Raw genomic sequence first — 16156 nt, 5'->3', positions numbered from 1 at the left:
CCCGGTCTTTTCTTGCTCTGGTCGTCGTTATCCGGATAATGCCCGGCTTTTTTCGCCAAATCGAACCTGTAGTCCGAAAATCATAGCCCGCTTATGTATTCTAGATCCTTGTTGTGCCTGCTTGCTGTTTCCCTCTGCGCCTCCCCGGTGTTCGCCGACACCGTATGGATGAAGAACGGTGACCGTCTCAGCGGCAAGATCAAAGTCTTCGACGGCGGCAAGCTGCTGCTGGAAACCCCCTATGGCGGTTCCATCGCCCTGGACTGGAAAGAGGTCCAGACCCTGGAGAGCGACCAGGAGATGCTGGTCAAGCAGGACGCCTACAGCGGTGAGCGCGCCAAGTCGCTGAAGGCCGCCGAGCCTGGCAAGGTGACCCTGGCCAATGGCGAGGCGCCGAAGACCGTGGAGCTGGCCAGCATTGAGCAGATCATGAAGCCCAAGCCCCTGGTCGAGGACTTCGTGTGGAAGGGCAACGTCGACGTGGCGCTGGACTACAAGCGCGCCGAGAACGACACCGACGACTACGACGTCGGCTTCAAGACCAGCGCCCGCCATGGCCGCTGGCGGCACAACGCTGAAGGCGAATACAACCGCGAGACCAAGGACGACGTCACCACCACCGACAACTGGAGTGCCGAGTACGCCCTGGACCGCTTCCTCACCGAGAAGTGGTTCTGGCAGGGGCGCATGGAGTACAAGCGCGACCGCATCGAAGACCTTGCTCGCCAGCGCACCGTGGGTACCGGCCCGGGTTACCAGTTCTGGGACGACGAACTGGGCGCGTTTTCGCTGGGGTCGCTGATCAACCGCACCGACTTCGAATACCAGGATGGCGCCAAGGACAACTTCTATTCTGCGGCAGTGAAGTGGGACTACACCCGCTACCTGATTGGCAAGAATGTGCAACTGTTCACCAACGGCGAGTTCGCCAAGCCGCTGGGTGGTGTGGCCGACTATGCGCTGGATGCCGAAGTTGGCCTGCGCTACAAGGTCACTGAATGGGCCTCGCTCAACCTCAAGGCGGAGAAGGACATCATCACCGGTACCCGTGAGAGTGACTTGGACAAGACCCGCTATACCGCAGGCTTCGGCGTTACCTGGTAAACCGCCGGGGGCGCGTTGCGCCCCTATCGCGACACAAGGCCGCTCCCACAAAGGCAAGATATACATCGGTCCATGTGGGAGCGGCCTTGTGTCGCGATGGGCTGCAAAGCAGCCCCATTGGCACTGGATCTGATAATGCTTATCTTGTCCCATCCAGCCCGATATCAGGAGCCGCCCCCAAGTGAGTACCAATGCCATCCGTCCCGCCCGGGAGCTGCTGCTCAAGGAATACCGCGGCGTGCTCTCGACCCATTCCAAGTCGATGCCCGGCTACCCCTTCGGCTCGGTCGTGCCGTACTGCCTGGACGCCCAGGGCAACCCGTTGATCCTCATCAGCCGCATCGCCCAGCACACGCACAACCTGCAGAAGGATCCCAAGTGCTCGCTGCTGGTAGGTGAGCGCGAAGCCGAGGACGTGCAGGCCGTGGGGCGCCTGACGGTGATGGCCGAGGCGCACAAGCTGGTGGAGGAGGCCGCCATCGAGGCTGCCGCCGAGCGTTACTACCGCTATTTCCCGGACGCGGCCAACTACCACAAGGCCCACGACTTCGACTTCTGGGTGCTGCAGCCGGTGCGCCACCGCTACATCGGCGGCTTCGGCGCGATCCACTGGCTCGATCAGGTGACCCTGGCCAACCCGTTCGCCGGCAAGGCCGAGACGAGCATGGTCGAGCACATGAACAACGACCACGCCAACGCCATCGCCCATTATGTGGAGCTGACCGATTTGCCACGCCATGCGCCAGCACAGATGGTCGGGGTGGACAGTGAAGGCATGCACCTGCGTATTGGCCAGGCGGTTTACTGGTTGCCCTTCCCAAGTACTTGCAACACGCCGACACAAGTCCGCGAAGCCCTGGTTTTGCTGGCTCGCGCCGACCAGTGGCCGGTTGCGACGGAAGTCGAGGGTTGAAAAGCCGAGCGCACGCATCCATCTGTTGGTCTTACAGGAAGGTTCTCTTCCGACGAGGAATGCTTTGATGCGTGCTTTTCTACTGCTGTTTCTCCTGTTTCCCGTGCTGGAGCTGTTCGTCTTCGTGAAGGTCAGTGCCGCCATCGGTTTCTTCCCGGCACTGCTGCTGATCATCGCCGGCTCCGCCCTGGGTGTGCTGGTGATGCGCGTGGCCGGGCTGGCAACCGCACTGCGCGCCCGTGAAAGCCTGCAGCGTGGCGAACTGCCCGCCGAGGACATGTTCCAGGGCATGATGCTGGCCGTTGGTGGTGGCCTGCTGTTGCTGCCAGGTTTCATCAGCGACGTGCTGGGCCTGCTGTGCCTGCTGCCATTCACCCGTCATCTGGCCGCGCGCAAGATGCGCGAGCGTGCCGAGGCCCAGGCCATGCGACAGCGCGCCTTCCAGGACGACCCGTTCCAGGCCCGGCCGCGTGATGGCGGGCATAGGCCGAATGTGATCGAAGGCGAGTACGAGCGCCGCGACAAGTAATAACCGGGGGCCGCTTTGCGGCCCTTTCGCGACACAAGGCCGCTCCCACAGGCAATGCATACCTTCTGTGGAGCGGCCTTGTGTCGCGAAAGGGGCGCAAAGCGGCCCCAGCTTTTTGCGGGGCCAAGGCGCTGATGAAAAATTTTCTGAAGCAAGCCTTGTAATTGAATATGGCGGCCTCATGTATGTGGTCACCGCAAGGTTTCTGGTGGCAACACCAGGCATAACTCAGGTGGTTCGCCCATTGCGGGCCACCCCGGCAACGCCGGACAGCAACAACCCGCCGGTGTCGACACCGGCCGATGAAAACCACAATTTGGGAGAGATCGACAATGAAGCTTCGTCCTCTGCATGACCGCGTCGTTATCCGTCGCAGCGAAGAAGAATCGAAAACCGCTGGCGGTATCGTCCTGCCGGGTTCGGCCGCTGAAAAACCAAACCGCGGCGAAGTCGTCGCCGTCGGCACCGGTCGCATCCTGGACAACGGCGAAGTTCGCGCACTGGCCGTGAAAGTGGGTGACAAAGTGGTTTTCGGCCCTTACTCGGGCAGCAACACCGTGAAAGTCGATGGCGAAGACCTGCTGGTCATGGCCGAAAACGAAATCCTCGCCGTTATCGAAGGCTGATTTCCCCGACTTCCCGTTACTCCAAAGAATTCCAAGGATTACACGATCATGGCTGCTAAAGACGTAAAATTCGGCGATTCCGCTCGTAAGAAAATGCTGGTTGGTGTCAACGTTCTGGCTGACGCGGTAAAAGCGACCCTGGGCCCGAAAGGCCGTAACGTGGTGCTGGCCAAGAGCTTCGGCGCTCCGACCATCACCAAGGACGGCGTTTCCGTCGCCAAGGAAATCGAGCTGAAAGACGCCTTCGAGAACATGGGCGCCCAACTGGTCAAGGAAGTTGCTTCCAAGGCCAACGACGCTGCCGGTGACGGCACCACCACCGCTACCGTCCTGGCTCAGGCCATCGTCAACGAAGGCCTGAAAGCGGTCGCTGCCGGCATGAACCCGATGGACCTGAAGCGCGGCATCGACAAGGCCACCGCTGCCGTCGTCGCCGAGCTGAAGAACCTGTCCAAGCCATGCGCCGACTCCAAGGCTATCGCCCAGGTAGGTACCATCTCCGCCAACTCCGACAACTCCATCGGTGAAATCATCGCCGAAGCCATGGAAAAAGTCGGTAAAGAAGGCGTGATCACCGTTGAAGAAGGCTCGGGCCTGGAAAACGAACTGTCGGTCGTTGAAGGCATGCAGTTCGATCGTGGCTACCTGTCGCCGTACTTCGTCAACAAGCCGGACACCATGGTTGCCGAGCTGGAAGGCCCGCTGCTGCTGCTGGTCGACAAGAAGATCTCCAACATCCGTGAGCTGCTGCCAGTTCTGGAAGCCGTTGCCAAGGCCGGCCGCCCACTGCTGATCGTTGCCGAAGACGTTGAAGGCGAAGCCCTGGCTACCCTGGTAGTCAACAACATGCGCGGCATCGTCAAGGTTGCTGCGGTCAAGGCTCCGGGCTTCGGCGACCGCCGCAAGGCCATGCTGCAGGACATCGCCGTCCTGACTGGCGGCCAGGTCATCTCCGAAGAAATCGGCCTGTCCCTGGAAACCGCTACCCTGGAGCACCTGGGTAACGCCAAGCGCGTCATCCTGTCCAAGGAAAACACCACCATCATCGACGGCGCTGGCGCCGACACCGAGATCGAAGCACGCGTCAAGCAGATCCGTGCCCAGATCGAAGAGACTTCCTCGGACTACGACCGTGAGAAGCTGCAAGAGCGTCTGGCCAAACTGGCTGGCGGTGTTGCCGTTATCAAGGTCGGTGCCGGCACCGAAGTTGAAATGAAAGAGAAGAAAGCCCGCGTTGAAGACGCCCTGCACGCTACCCGTGCAGCCGTTGAAGAAGGCGTGGTGCCTGGCGGTGGTGTAGCCCTGGTTCGCTCCCTGGCTGCCATTGCCAACCTCAAAGGCGACAACGAAGACCAGAACGTCGGTATCGCCCTGCTGCGTCGCGCTGTTGAAGCGCCGCTGCGCCAGATCACTGCCAACGCCGGCGACGAGCCAAGCGTTGTCGCTGACAAGGTCAAGCAAGGTTCGGGTAACTTCGGTTACAACGCTGCTACCGGCGAATACGGCGACATGATCGAGATGGGTATCCTGGACCCAGCCAAGGTCACCCGCTCGGCGCTGCAAGCTGCTGCTTCGATCGGCGGTCTGATGATCACCACCGAAGCCATGGTTGCCGACCTGCCGGAAGACAAGCCAGCTGCTGGCATGCCTGACATGGGCGGCATGGGTGGCATGGGCGGCATGATGTAGTGCGACGAGAGTCGCTATAGGTAGAAGCACCTAGCGGGCTACATCCTAGGTGGTCACCGGTTGAACCGGTGGCCACTTTCCCGCAGAAACAGCTTAAAAAACCCGAAATCCGGGCGGTAAAGCCCGGATTTCCGGCACCCACAAGGTGCTTAGAATTCGGCGCAATGTCGCCTATATATCGTGATTTTCTCTCAGGAAATCATCAGAACGATATGCGTACTGATCTTGCAGATTTTGAAACACTGCGAGGGAGGTATGGGAAATCGTGTCCAAAGAGCTGGCCTGCTCCTATCTATAGGGCGCAAGCCATAGCTGTCATTGTCTCACCTGGAAACCGCAAGGTAGAAAGGCACGAGACCTTTTGTTCAGCCAAAAGTAGCCTAGGGATAGTGCGTCGCTGGTAACGGCGGGGTGCGAAGCTTCCTGACAATGTAGTCCCACGATGTTTGTGGTGTGTGATCGCCGCGAGGCGCCATGCAGACCCTGCGAGCAACACGCGGGCGAGACGCTAGGCTGGTTGGTATGGCCAACGTAAGTGAACTGCTGATAAACACCGTCAACCGCATGGAGCCAAAGTTGCTGATAGGCTTTGACCAAAATGGTGCATGACTGGTTGTCCCTTTTACATCTGGGGGCACGCTGACATTGAGTCATCGGTGAATAGGCAGGGCCTAACCCATCCTTGTGACGGTTATGGAACTCGGTAAGCCCGTATTTTTGCCATTGGCCTGTATGGTAAGGCAGGTCGACCGTGAGGAAGACTGTTGAAAGTGCGGGTAGAGGATGTCGGAAAAAGCGAATGCCACCCTGTAATGGGGTTGGATAGGGGCTGTTGCCCCAACCGGAAACGGTGCTGACTTCCGACTGGTCTTTGATCGCGAAAAGGCTTGTAAAGCCATCAAGAACAGACGTTGGTCGGTCTGACCGGCTGCGTCTAATTCATAGAAATCCCTTGCGGGGCAGTGCACTCACTCCCCCACAGGGGCGACGTGCGTCTGCTGCCCACTGGGGAAATCTTCTCTGGAGGAACAGCAAGATGAGTGCGTCTGAAATAGAAGTACCTGCGTCCTCCCATCTGGCCACCAGTTGGCATTCGATAGACTGGGAAACAGGTCATCGACAGGTGCGAGGGCTACAGGTACGGATCGCGAAGGCAGCCAAGAATCGGCAATGGCGGCAGGTGAAAACCTTGCAGCGGATGCTGGTTCGCTCGTTTGCAGCCAAGACATTGGCAGTCAAACGGGTCACTGAAAACCGGGGTCGCAGGACTCCCGGCGTCGATGGGGAAACCTGGAGTACGCCTGAAAGCAAATGGAAGGCAGTTTTTCGGTTAGAGCGCAGGGGCTACAAGCCCCGACCACTGCGGCGGGTTTACATTCCCAAGGCAAATGGCCAGCGCAGACCGCTGGGGATTCCGACGATGTTGGATCGAGCAATGCAGGCGTTATGCCTGCTTGCCCTCGAACCGGTGTCCGAGACCACAGCCGACCGAAACTCCTATGGCTTTCGTCCTCATCGCTCCACGGCAGATGCAATCGAGCAATTGTTCGTCAATCTCGGTCGCAAGCACTCTGCGCAGTGGGTCATGGAGGGGGATATCAAGGGGTGCTTCGACAATATCAGTCACGACTGGCTGATCACCAATGTCCCGATGGACAAGGTGGTTCTAAGGAAATGGCTGAAAGCGGGATATATGGAATCCGGTCAATTGAACCCAATCGGGGCGGGAACTCCGCAAGGAGGCATCATCTCGCCAGTATTGGCCAACCTGGCCCTTGATGGACTGGAAAAGGAGCTCGAATCTCGGTTCGGGCAGCGTAATACCAAAGCCAGCTACAAGACCAAGGTCAACTATGTGCGGTACGCAGACGATTTCGTCATCACCGGCATCTCGAAAGAGCTGCTGGAAAACGAGGTGAAGCCACTCGTCGAAGCCTTCATGGCCGAGCGGGGGTTGAGCCTTGCGGTGGAGAAAACGCTGTTCACGCACGTAGCGGATGGGTTCGATTTCCTCGGTCAGAATATTCGCAAGTACGGTGACAAGCTGCTGATAAAGCCAGCCCACAAGAACGTGAAAGCATTTCTGGCCAAGGTTAAGGCGTTGGTTGAAGCAAACAAAGCGGCACCGGCCAGTCTGTTGATCAAGCAACTCAATCCAGTCATTCGGGGTTGGGCCAATTATCATCGGCCGATTGTCGCCAAGCAGACCTTCAACTACGTGGATTACAGGATCTGGAAATTGCTATGGCGATGGTGCAGACGGCGACATCTGAATCGCTGCAAACGTTGGATCAAGGAAAAATACTTCAAGCGCGTGGGAACACGCAGTTGGGTATTCACCGGGCTACACCCCAGCGGCAAACTGCTCCACCTGTTGTACGCCAGCGATACGCCGATCAAGCGGCACACCAAAATCAAGGCGGAGGCTAACCCGTACGCCCCAGAGGACGAGATGTACTTCGAGCAACGGCTGGAATATGCGTGGCGGAGTTCGGATGAAGGGAAGCGGAAGACGCTGACGTTGTGGCTTGGCCAGAGCAAGCGCTGCCCGATGTGCAAGCAGTTAATTACGTTCGAAAGCGGGTGGAACATCCACCATGTTATCGAGCGGCACATGGGCGGAGGCGACGAGCTGGACAATCTGGTGTTGTTGCATCCCAACTGTCATCGGCAGCTACATGCACAATCCATTCGGTGATGCTTTATCAGATCACTATATGATGTGCTTCAGTTGGTTGGTTTTTGGTACATGTTGTGTTTGTTGGTTTCGCCTGCTAGTCTCCAAGGACATTCTCAAATGTCGAGGTGTCCTATGTCAGGTAAGAACCAGCACGTTGTGAAGAGGGATGAGGGTTGGGCAGTACGTGGGGAGGGGAATTCGAAAGATACCTCGCATCACAGAACCCAGCAGGAAGCCGCTGAAGCAGCACGCAGCATTGCTCAGAACCAAAAGAGTGAAGTTCTGATCCATGGTCAGGATGGAAGGATCCGCGCCCGGGACTCCTACGGCAACGATCCATATCCACCCAAGGGTTAGGAGTGAGCTCACTGCTGGCTCTCCCATTTGGAAGGGCTTACAAAGGCTTGAGCTGTATGCGGGGAAACTCGCACGTACAGTTCTTAGGGGAGGGGCGGCCAGTAATGGTCGCTTCTTACCCGAAAGCCAGCCTTACCCCCTGCACCATGAAAAGCCCCGGTTCGCGAGAACCGGGGCTTTTTTGTTTTCCTGTGAGGGCCCTTTCGCAGCACAAGGCTGCTCCTACAGACGATCGCGTACTCTTGTAGGAGGTGCTGCGAAAGGGCCGCAAAGCGGCCCCGGGTTCAGGCGACGCTACGCTCAGCAGCAGGCACCTCAGCCATTCCCCTCCGATACAGGATCAGGTAATACGACCCCAAGCCGATCAACCAGCAGAACACCGCCGTCCACACGTTGTGCGACAGGAAGTGCGCCCCCTGCATCATCCGCCCCAGCGACAGCACCGACCCGGCGACGAAGGCCACCGTCAACGCCACCCGCGCCAGCCTTGGCTTGCGATCACGCAACATGAAGAACAGCCCGAACAGGCAGAACCCGGTTGCGGCATGCCCGCCCGGCCAGCACAGCCCGGGCTTGTCGGTCGCCGGCCGCGGTTCCAGCAGCTTGCTGTAGGTTTCCTTCCCGCCAAACTGGGTCAGGCTCCACGGGCATTGCACCTGGGTCACTTTCTTCAGCGGTGTGACAAACGCCGTGGACAGGCCCAGTGCCAGTACCAGGCAGCCCAGCTCACGGCGCCAGCCGAACAGGCGCTTCCAGAAGAAGCTGGCAGCAAAGGTCACCAGTGACATCACTCCCAGCAGGATCACCCCCTGCTTGACCCTGTCATGCAGGATGTTCTCCAGCAAATAGCTGTGGCGGCCGATGAACTGCCCGGCAGCAGGGTCGAAGAACAGGTTGGCAATGTCCATGTCGACCGAGGTCAGTTCCAGCAGGATCAGGCCAAGCGCGGTCGCCAGGGGTAGCCCCAGGTACAGCCAGAAATTGATCGGGCGAGGGCGGGTTGGTTGCTGCATGACGGCTCCAGGGCGCGAAAAAGATCGGGCATTGTCGGCCGCCCGCTATCCTGTGTCCGTGAAGGATCAGTGAAAAAACCGTCAAGTGCGCTGAATTTTCCCTGGGGCTGGCACCCTGCAGGCATAGGCCTTAAGCTGCGCCTGCCGCGCACCACAGCGAGAAGCGCCGCACAGGAGAAACCGATGCGCATTCTTTTGGTTGAAGACAACCGCGATATCCTGGCCAACCTGGCCGATTACCTGGGCATGAAGGGCTACACCGTCGACTGTGCCCAGGATGGCCTGTCCGGCCTGCACCTGGCTGCCACCGAGCACTACGACCTGATCGTGCTCGACATCATGTTGCCGGGCATCGACGGCTACACCCTGTGCAAGCGCCTGCGCGAAGACGCCCGCCGCGATACGCCGGTGATCATGCTCACCGCCCGCGACCAACTGGACGACCGCCTGCAAGGCTTCCGCTCCGGTGCCGACGATTACCTGCTCAAGCCCTTCGCCCTGTCGGAGCTGGCTGCCCGCATCGAAGCGGTGCTGCGCAGGGCCCAGGGGGGCGGGCGCCGCACCTTGCAGGTGGCCGACCTCAGCTATGACCTGGACACCCTCGAAGTCACCCGCCAGGGCCGCTTGCTCAAGCTCAACCCGGTCGGCCTCAAGCTGTTGGCGGTGCTGATGCAGAAGAGTCCGCACGTATTGCGTCGCGAAGTGCTGGAAGAAGCCCTGTGGGGCGATGATTGCCCTGACAGCGACAGCCTGCGCAGCCACGTGCACCAGCTGCGCCAGGTGATCGACAAGCCGTTCGAAAAACCGCTGCTGCATACCGTCCATGGCGTCGGCTATCGCCTCGCCGAGGGCCGTGATGGAGTTTAAGCAAAGCCTTGCCCAGCGCATCATCATCGCCTTTGCCCTGATGAGTGCACTGGTGGCCGGGGCCTTCGCCTTTGGCATCGTCGGCACCGTGCACTTGGTCGAAGAGCGGCTGATTTCGTCGGTGCTGGGCGGTGACCTGCAGCGCTTGCTGCGCATGGACAGCGTCAGTGACTGGAGCCACCGGCCACGCCCCGACCAGCTGTTCTACTTCAGCGGCGGGCGTGACGACTTCGAGCTGCCCAAGGACCTGCGCCACCTTGACCGCGGCTTCCACGAGGTATTCCGCGATCAACTGTCGTACCACGCCATGGTCGAGATCGTTGATGGCCGTCGCTATGTGCTGTTGCAGGACCAGAGCGACTTCGAAGAGCGCGTGCGCTTGCTGTTCGCGGTGGTGGTGGTGGGCTTCGTGCTCAGCCTGGTACTGGCGGTGATCCTCGGCTGGCTGGTGGCGCGCCGGGTGATGGCGCCGGTGATCCGCCTGGCGCGCCAGGTACGCCACCGTGACCAGTTGCTGGGGCTGGCCCCGCCGCTGGCACCGGACTATGCCGCGGACGAAGTCGGCCAGCTGGCGGTAGCCTTCGACGATACCCTGGGCCGCCTGCGCGATGCCCTGACCCGCGAACGGTTGTTCACCAGCGACGTCAGCCATGAATTGCGCACACCCTTGATGGTGCTGGCCACCTCGTGTGAGCTGCTGATGGAAAACCCGACGCTGGACGCCCGCTCGCGCAGCCAGGTGGAGCGTGTGGCGCGGGCCACGGAAGAAATGCGCGAGCTGGTCAAGACCTTCCTGATGCTGGCCCGGGCACAGCGCGACGAGGGTGCGGTGGCATCGCGGGCCACCCTGCGGGAGGTGGCTGACGAACTGGTCGGGGTTTGGCGCGACACCATCGAACAGAAGGGCCTGGCCTTGTATTACGATGGCCGCGTCAGTGCCAGCCCGGTACTGTACAACGCCACCTTCCTGCAGTCGGTAATGGGCAACCTGCTGCGTAATGCCGCGCACTACACCGACAGCGGCTACATCCGCCTGAGCCTGGAAGCCAACGGCTTCAGCGTGGAGGACAGTGGCGTGGGTATCCCGGAGGAACAGCGCGAGGCGATGTTCCGGCCGTTCGTGCGCGGCGATGAGCGGCGCGGTGAGGGCCTTGGCCTGGGCCTGTCGTTGGTACAGCGCATCTGCGATGACCAGGGGTGGCATGTAACCCTCACATCAACCTTGCCCCACGGCTGCCGTTTCGTGGTCGATCTGAGCAATACCGCGGTCAAGGGCGATCCGGAGGCTTTGGTCGAGTAATCTGTTGTTACAGGCCATTCGGCGCTCAACATATTTTTCACATCAGCATGACCTGATTCCTACGCTTGCTTACCTAATGTGGGCGGAATGGAGTCAGGAGATGCCCAATGCGTAGCCCCATCAAGCTTGAATTTTCCGAGAAGTACGACAAAGAACATGCCCGCGAGTACTTTCTCAAGCACCAGGATGGCCTGGCGCGACGCCTTTCCCACAAGCGTGATGAGCAACTGGCGCGTCGTGCCTTGGCGTTGGCTGGTGAGCCTGGGCTGGTCCTCGACCTGCCATGCGGTGCCGGCCGCTTCTGGCCGTTGCTGGCAGAAAAGCCCAACCGAGTGATCATCGGCGCCGACAACTCGGAAGCGATGATCGAGACAGCCTGTACCGCGCAAGCGCCAGAGGTGGTGGCACGGGTACGCCCTTTGCAGACTTCGGCATTTGCCATCGACTTGCCGGACAATTCGGTGGACAGCATCTTTTGCATGCGCTTGTTCCATCACATCGGCGAAGCGGCGCACAGAAAGACCATTCTTTCGGAATTTCAACGGGTTAGCCGTGATAGTGTGATCCTGTCATTGTGGGTGGATGGTAATTTCAAGGCATGGCGCCGGAAAAAACTGGAACAGCGCCGCAGGTCCAGGAAGGGCGACCTGGACAACTACCAGAACCGTTTTGTGTTACCGGCCGACACGGTCGAAGAAGAATTCCGAGCCGCCGGCTTCAGAATCCAGGAACGCCTCGACTTCCTGCCGTTCTATGCCATGTGGCGGGTATATGTATTGCGTAAGGGGTAGTGTTTGATGGCTGTAGCCCAGAGCGGGGAGTCGCGGTTCGATTTTTACTGGCGCCAGCAGGGCGAGTGGGTCGAGGAGCCTAACCAGCGCCGTGGTGGCGAGAGCGGTGTGCAACGCCTCGACGATGGCAATGGCAAGCTGCTGTATGCCAAGCGCCAGGTCGGGCATATCTACCGTAGCCTGCTGCACCCTTTCGGCCGGCCGACCGTATTGCGTGAGCTCGATGCGTTGAACAGCTTCGAGCAACTGGGCGTGCGTGTACCGCGCATCGTCTTCTGTGGCGCCGAACGTGGTGCCGACAAGCAGTGGCGTGCGCTATTGGTGAGCGAAGCACTCGACGGTTTCGTCGACCTCGATACCTGGCATGCCGAAGGTGCCCGCGAGCGTTACCCGCAGGTGGTGCATGAGCGCATGCTCAAGGACCTGGCGGACAACCTGGCGCGCATGCACCTGGGGCATTGGCAGCACGGTTGTCTGTATGGCAAGCATGTGTTCGTCAAGGTGATTGGCGAGGGCGAGCAGGCCCGGGTCGAAGTCGCGCTGCTGGACCTGGAAAAATGCCGTCGGCGCATCAGCTGCCAGCGTGCGGCGGGCAATGACCTGCGCCAGCTGCGCCGCCATTCGTCGATGAATGACGCGGAATGGCAAACACTGCTCTATTTTTACCAGATGGCGTTTGGCAGCGCTGTCAAAGGGTTAGGGCAATGAAACTAGAAATAGCTCGAGCTTTGTTCCTGGTAGCTGGCCTGGCGGTGACCACCGTGGCGGTGGCTGCCTGGGAGGAGCCGAAGCCGACGGTGTTCAGCAAGGCCGAACTGGCCGACCAGTGCGCGTTGCCGCGGGAAATGAAACCGCAGCAACAAGCCGAGGCCGCGCCGGATCAGGACCTGTTGCTGTTCCTGTTCGGCATGCGCCAGGGGTTGCGGCCGTTCGGTTGAACCCGGTGGTATATGGGAAATGCCAGAGGCCTCGCGGTTGCGGGGCCTCTGGCATTTTTGCATTTGCCTCGCCGGCCTCTTCGCGGGCTTGCCCGCTCCCACAGGTAACGCGCAAGGTTCAAGACCTGTGCGGTATTTGTAGGAGCAGCCTTGTGCTGCGAAGAGGCCAGCAGGGCAACAGAGCTTCTTCGGCAGTAGGGGCCCCTTCGCAGCACAAGGCTGCTCCTACCGGTCCTGCGCAAACCTCAAAGTCGATGCTGGCCAGGTGGGAGCGGGCGAGCCCGCGAAGAGGCCTGTTCAGGCAACCGATGTTTCCCTGGCAACCGCCTTGTGCGCCAGCAACGTGTAGATACAAGGCAACACGAACAGGGTAAACAGCGTACCAATCGACATCCCGGTGGCAATCACCGTACCGATGTCAAAGCGGCTGACTGCCCCCGCACCAGTCGCCAGGATCAGCGGTACCATGCCAAATACCATCGCTGCCGTAGTCATCAGCACCGGCCGCAGGCGAATCGCCGCGGCTTCCTCGATCGCCTCGCGCACACTCATGCCGCGCTCCTCACGTAACTGGTTGGCGAACTCGACAATCAGGATGCCGTGCTTGCTGATCAGCCCAATCAGTGTCACCAGCCCGACCTGGGTGTAGATGTTCATGCTCGATACGCCAAGGAACAGTGGCAGCAGCGCGCCACAGATCGACAACGGCACTGTCACCAGTATTACCAGTGGGTCGCGGAAGCTTTCGAACTGCGCCGCCAGCACCAGGAAGATGATCGCCAATGCCAGGCCGAAGGTCACCCACAGCGCGCTGCCTTCCTGCACGTACTGGCGCGCCACGCCGGCATAGTCGAAGGCGAAACCTTCCGGAGCCTCCTCGCGGGCGATGCCCTGTACGGTCTGCAGCGCCTCGCCCAGGCTGACCATGGGCACGCCCTGGATGATCGCCGAGTTCAGCTGCTGGAACTGGTTGAGCTGGCGCGGGCGGGCGCGGTCGGTGAGGGTGATCAGGGTGGATAGCGGCAGCAGTTGGCCCTGGTCGTTCTTCACGTAGTAGTTGTTCAGCCAGCCGGGGTTGTCGCGGTAAGGCCGCTCGACCTGGGCAATCACCTTGTAGCTGCGGCCTTCGAGGGTGAAGCGGTTGATTTCCGCCTCGCCCAGCAAGGTCGCCAGGGTGCTGCCCAAGGTGTCCATCGACACCCCCATCTGCGCCGCCTTGGCCCGGTCGATATCCACCACCACCTCGGGCTTGTCGAAGGCCAGGTCGATGTCGAGGAAGGCGAACTTGCCGGATTCCTGGGCGCGGGCCTTGATGCGCTGGGCCACATCCAGCAGTGCCGGGTAGTCGCCAGCGCTGTTGATGACGAACTGGAATGGCAGGCCCTCGCCGGTGCCGGGCAGCGACGGCAGGTTGAAGCCGAAGATCTGCAGGCCACTGATTTCTTCGAGCTTGCTCTGCACCAGCGGCAGCAGCTCCATCTGCGTGCGCTCGCGCTCGTTCCAGGGCTTGAGCAGGAAGCCGCCGATGCCGGTCTGCACGCCATTGAAACCGTTGATCTGGAACGACGAGTAATACTCCGGGAAAGCCTTGAACAGCGGGGTGAATTCGTCGGTATAGGCGTTGAGGTAATCAAGGTTGGCCGGCTGCGGCGAACTGCTCATCATGAAAATCACCCCCTGGTCCTCGTTGGGCGCCAGTTCGTTCTGGGTGAACTTCAGCAGTACCGGAATCAGGCACAAAATGATCACGGCAAACACCAGCACGACGGGCCGGCTGTCGAGGGTGGTGTGCAGCAGGCGCTGGTAGCGCACCTTCAGGCGTTCGAACAGCACGTCCAGGCGGTGGGCAAGGCCGCTGGGGTTCTGTTCCTGGCGCAGCAGCAGCGCGCACATCATCGGTGACAGGGTGAGGGCAACGATGCCGGATATGATCACCGCACCGGCCAGGGTCAGGGCAAATTCCTTGAACAATGCGCCGGTCAGCCCGGTGAGGAAGCCGATCGGTGCATACACCGCCGCCAGGGTAATGGTCATCGACACCACCGGCATGGCGATTTCGCGGGCGCCCTCGAGGGCGGCGTCGAACGGCGACTTGCCTTCTTCCATGTGCCGGTGGATGTTTTCCACCACGACGATCGCGTCGTCCACCACCAGCCCGATGGCCAGCACCATTGCCAGCAGGGTCAGCAGATTGAGCGAATAGCCCATCATCTGCATGAAGAACAGCACGCCGATCATCGACAGCGGAATGGTCACCACCGGAATCAGCACCGAACGCAGGGCACCGAGGAACAGGAACACCACCACGATGACGATCAGTACCGCTTCGCCGAGGGTCTTGATCACTTCGTCGATGGAGGCCTGGATGAAAAGCGTGGCGTCATAGGCGATCGATACCTTCAGCGCCGAGGGCAGCTGGCTTTCCAGCTCGGGCATGATGCGCCGCACTTCCTTGATGACGTCCAGCGGGTTGGCGGCTGGTGTGGCCTTGATGCCGATGTACACCGATGGGGTGCCGTCGAACGAGCTGACCGTATCGTAGTTTTCAGCCCCCATCTCGACCCGCGCCACATCGCCAAGCAGCACGCGGCTGTCGCCACTGGTCTTGACCGGCAGGGCGGCGAACGCCTCGGCCGACTTCAGCTCGGTGCTGGCGTTGATGCTGGTGACCACGTATTCACCCTTCACCTCGCCGGCCGCGGAAAGGAAGTTGTAGCGGCGCACGGCATTGGTCACGTCGATGGCAGACAGGCCATAGCCCGCCAGTTTCACCGGGTCGATCCAGATGCGCATGGCGAACACCTGGTTGCCGAGGATTTCCGCTTCGGCCATGCCCGGCAGGGTCGCCAGCTTGGGCTGGATCACCCGCGACAGGTAGTCGGTGATTTGCGGGTTGCTCATCTCTTTGCTGTAGAAACTGATGTACATAAGCGCCGAAGCATCGGCGGCTTCCTTGCTCAGTACCGGGTCTTCGGAGTCCTGGGGCAGCTTGTTGCGCACTTCGTTGGCCTTGGCCAGCAGTTCGGTGAACAACCGGTCGCTGTCGGCGCCGATGCGGGCGTAGATGGAAATGATCGAGAAGTTCTGTCTGCTCACCGAGGTCATGTAGTCGATGCCTTCGGCGCTGGCCAGGCTTTGCTGCAGCGGCTGGGTGATATAGCCCTGGATGGTCTCGGCGTTGGCGCCGGGGTAGGCGGTGGTTACCGTGATCAGGGCATTTTCCATTTGCGGGTACTGGCGGATCTGCAGCTTGTTCCAGGCCTGGAAGCCCAGCAGCAGGATCAGCAGGCTCACCACGCTAGCCAGCACCGGGCGGCGGATGAACGGGTCGGTGAACGCCATGCCAGCC

The 16156-nt window shown here is 60.4% G+C and carries 14 protein-coding genes; 12 read left to right on the top strand and 2 right to left on the bottom strand.

Features of this window, described 5'->3' with window-relative positions:
- Nucleotides 1-93: 93 nt before the first annotated feature.
- The 7 genes from WM94_RS25755 (at nucleotide 94) to WM94_RS29870 (ending at nucleotide 7898) form a co-directional block, all read left to right on the top strand.
- Nucleotides 94-1104, top strand: a complete 1011-nt coding sequence (locus tag WM94_RS25755) for a DUF481 domain-containing protein (protein WP_061552434.1) — start codon at nucleotides 94-96, stop codon at nucleotides 1102-1104.
- A gap of 181 nt (nucleotides 1105-1285) precedes the next feature.
- On the top strand, nucleotides 1286-2017 hold the full coding sequence (locus tag WM94_RS25750; protein ID WP_039612991.1) for a HugZ family protein: 732 nt from the start codon (nucleotides 1286-1288) through the stop codon (nucleotides 2015-2017).
- A gap of 67 nt (nucleotides 2018-2084) precedes the next feature.
- Nucleotides 2085-2546 carry an FxsA family protein gene (locus WM94_RS25745; protein WP_039612990.1) on the top strand — a complete coding sequence of 154 codons (462 nt, stop codon included), beginning with the start codon at nucleotides 2085-2087 and terminating at the stop codon, nucleotides 2544-2546.
- Nucleotides 2547-2878: 332 nt separating this feature from the next.
- Entirely contained in the window at nucleotides 2879-3172 is a 294-nt protein-coding gene (locus WM94_RS25740; protein WP_003260750.1) for a co-chaperone GroES, read from the top strand.
- A 48-nt stretch (nucleotides 3173-3220) separates the two neighbouring features.
- Nucleotides 3221-4861 (top strand): chaperonin GroEL, encoded by a 1641-nt coding sequence (gene groL / locus WM94_RS25735; protein WP_013974091.1) that lies wholly within the window; start codon nucleotides 3221-3223, stop codon nucleotides 4859-4861.
- 1036 nt (nucleotides 4862-5897) lie between these two features.
- Nucleotides 5898-7559: a group II intron reverse transcriptase/maturase gene (gene ltrA, locus WM94_RS25730; RefSeq protein ID WP_082810649.1), complete on the top strand. Its 1662-nt coding sequence runs from the start codon at nucleotides 5898-5900 to the stop codon at nucleotides 7557-7559.
- A 114-nt stretch (nucleotides 7560-7673) separates the two neighbouring features.
- Nucleotides 7674-7898, top strand: coding sequence for a DUF2188 domain-containing protein (locus WM94_RS29870; protein ID WP_071984793.1), 225 nt, complete (start codon nucleotides 7674-7676; stop codon nucleotides 7896-7898).
- Nucleotides 7899-8182: 284 nt separating this feature from the next.
- Here WM94_RS29870 and WM94_RS25725 read toward each other — a convergent pair whose 3' ends face one another.
- Complete coding sequence (locus WM94_RS25725; RefSeq protein WP_046616956.1) at nucleotides 8183-8911, bottom strand: phosphatase PAP2 family protein; 729 nt, start codon at nucleotides 8909-8911, stop codon at nucleotides 8183-8185.
- A gap of 183 nt (nucleotides 8912-9094) precedes the next feature.
- On the opposite strand from WM94_RS25725, the gene colR reads away from it, so the two are divergent.
- From colR to WM94_RS25700, 5 genes are all read left to right on the top strand, one after another.
- Nucleotides 9095-9778 carry a two-component system response regulator ColR gene (colR, locus tag WM94_RS25720; protein ID WP_003255215.1) on the top strand — a complete coding sequence of 228 codons (684 nt, stop codon included), beginning with the start codon at nucleotides 9095-9097 and terminating at the stop codon, nucleotides 9776-9778.
- On the top strand, nucleotides 9768-11078 hold the full coding sequence (locus tag WM94_RS25715) for a HAMP domain-containing sensor histidine kinase (RefSeq protein ID WP_061552433.1): 1311 nt from the start codon (nucleotides 9768-9770) through the stop codon (nucleotides 11076-11078). The genes colR and WM94_RS25715 overlap by 11 nt, the downstream gene beginning before the upstream one ends.
- Nucleotides 11079-11185: 107 nt before the next feature.
- A complete protein-coding gene (locus tag WM94_RS25710; RefSeq protein WP_061552432.1) occupies nucleotides 11186-11869 on the top strand; it encodes a class I SAM-dependent methyltransferase in 684 nt (227 codons plus the stop codon).
- Between the two features lie 6 nt (nucleotides 11870-11875).
- Nucleotides 11876-12577: a lipopolysaccharide kinase InaA family protein gene (locus WM94_RS25705; RefSeq protein WP_061552431.1), complete on the top strand. Its 702-nt coding sequence runs from the start codon at nucleotides 11876-11878 to the stop codon at nucleotides 12575-12577.
- Complete coding sequence (locus WM94_RS25700; protein ID WP_013974086.1) at nucleotides 12574-12807, top strand: hypothetical protein; 234 nt, start codon at nucleotides 12574-12576, stop codon at nucleotides 12805-12807. The genes WM94_RS25705 and WM94_RS25700 overlap by 4 nt, the downstream gene beginning before the upstream one ends.
- A gap of 297 nt (nucleotides 12808-13104) precedes the next feature.
- Here WM94_RS25700 and WM94_RS25695 read toward each other — a convergent pair whose 3' ends face one another.
- Nucleotides 13105-16149 carry a multidrug efflux RND transporter permease subunit gene (locus WM94_RS25695; RefSeq protein ID WP_039612987.1) on the bottom strand — a complete coding sequence of 1015 codons (3045 nt, stop codon included), beginning with the start codon at nucleotides 16147-16149 and terminating at the stop codon, nucleotides 13105-13107.
- Nucleotides 16150-16156 lie beyond the last annotated feature (7 nt).

This window comes from Pseudomonas sp. ABFPK, from assembly GCF_001586765.1.
GTDB classification, from domain to species: domain Bacteria; phylum Pseudomonadota; class Gammaproteobacteria; order Pseudomonadales; family Pseudomonadaceae; genus Aquipseudomonas; species Aquipseudomonas asiatica.
The sequence above is the reverse complement of the archived record's forward strand: the minus strand, read 5'-3'. Positions and strand labels throughout refer to the sequence as shown.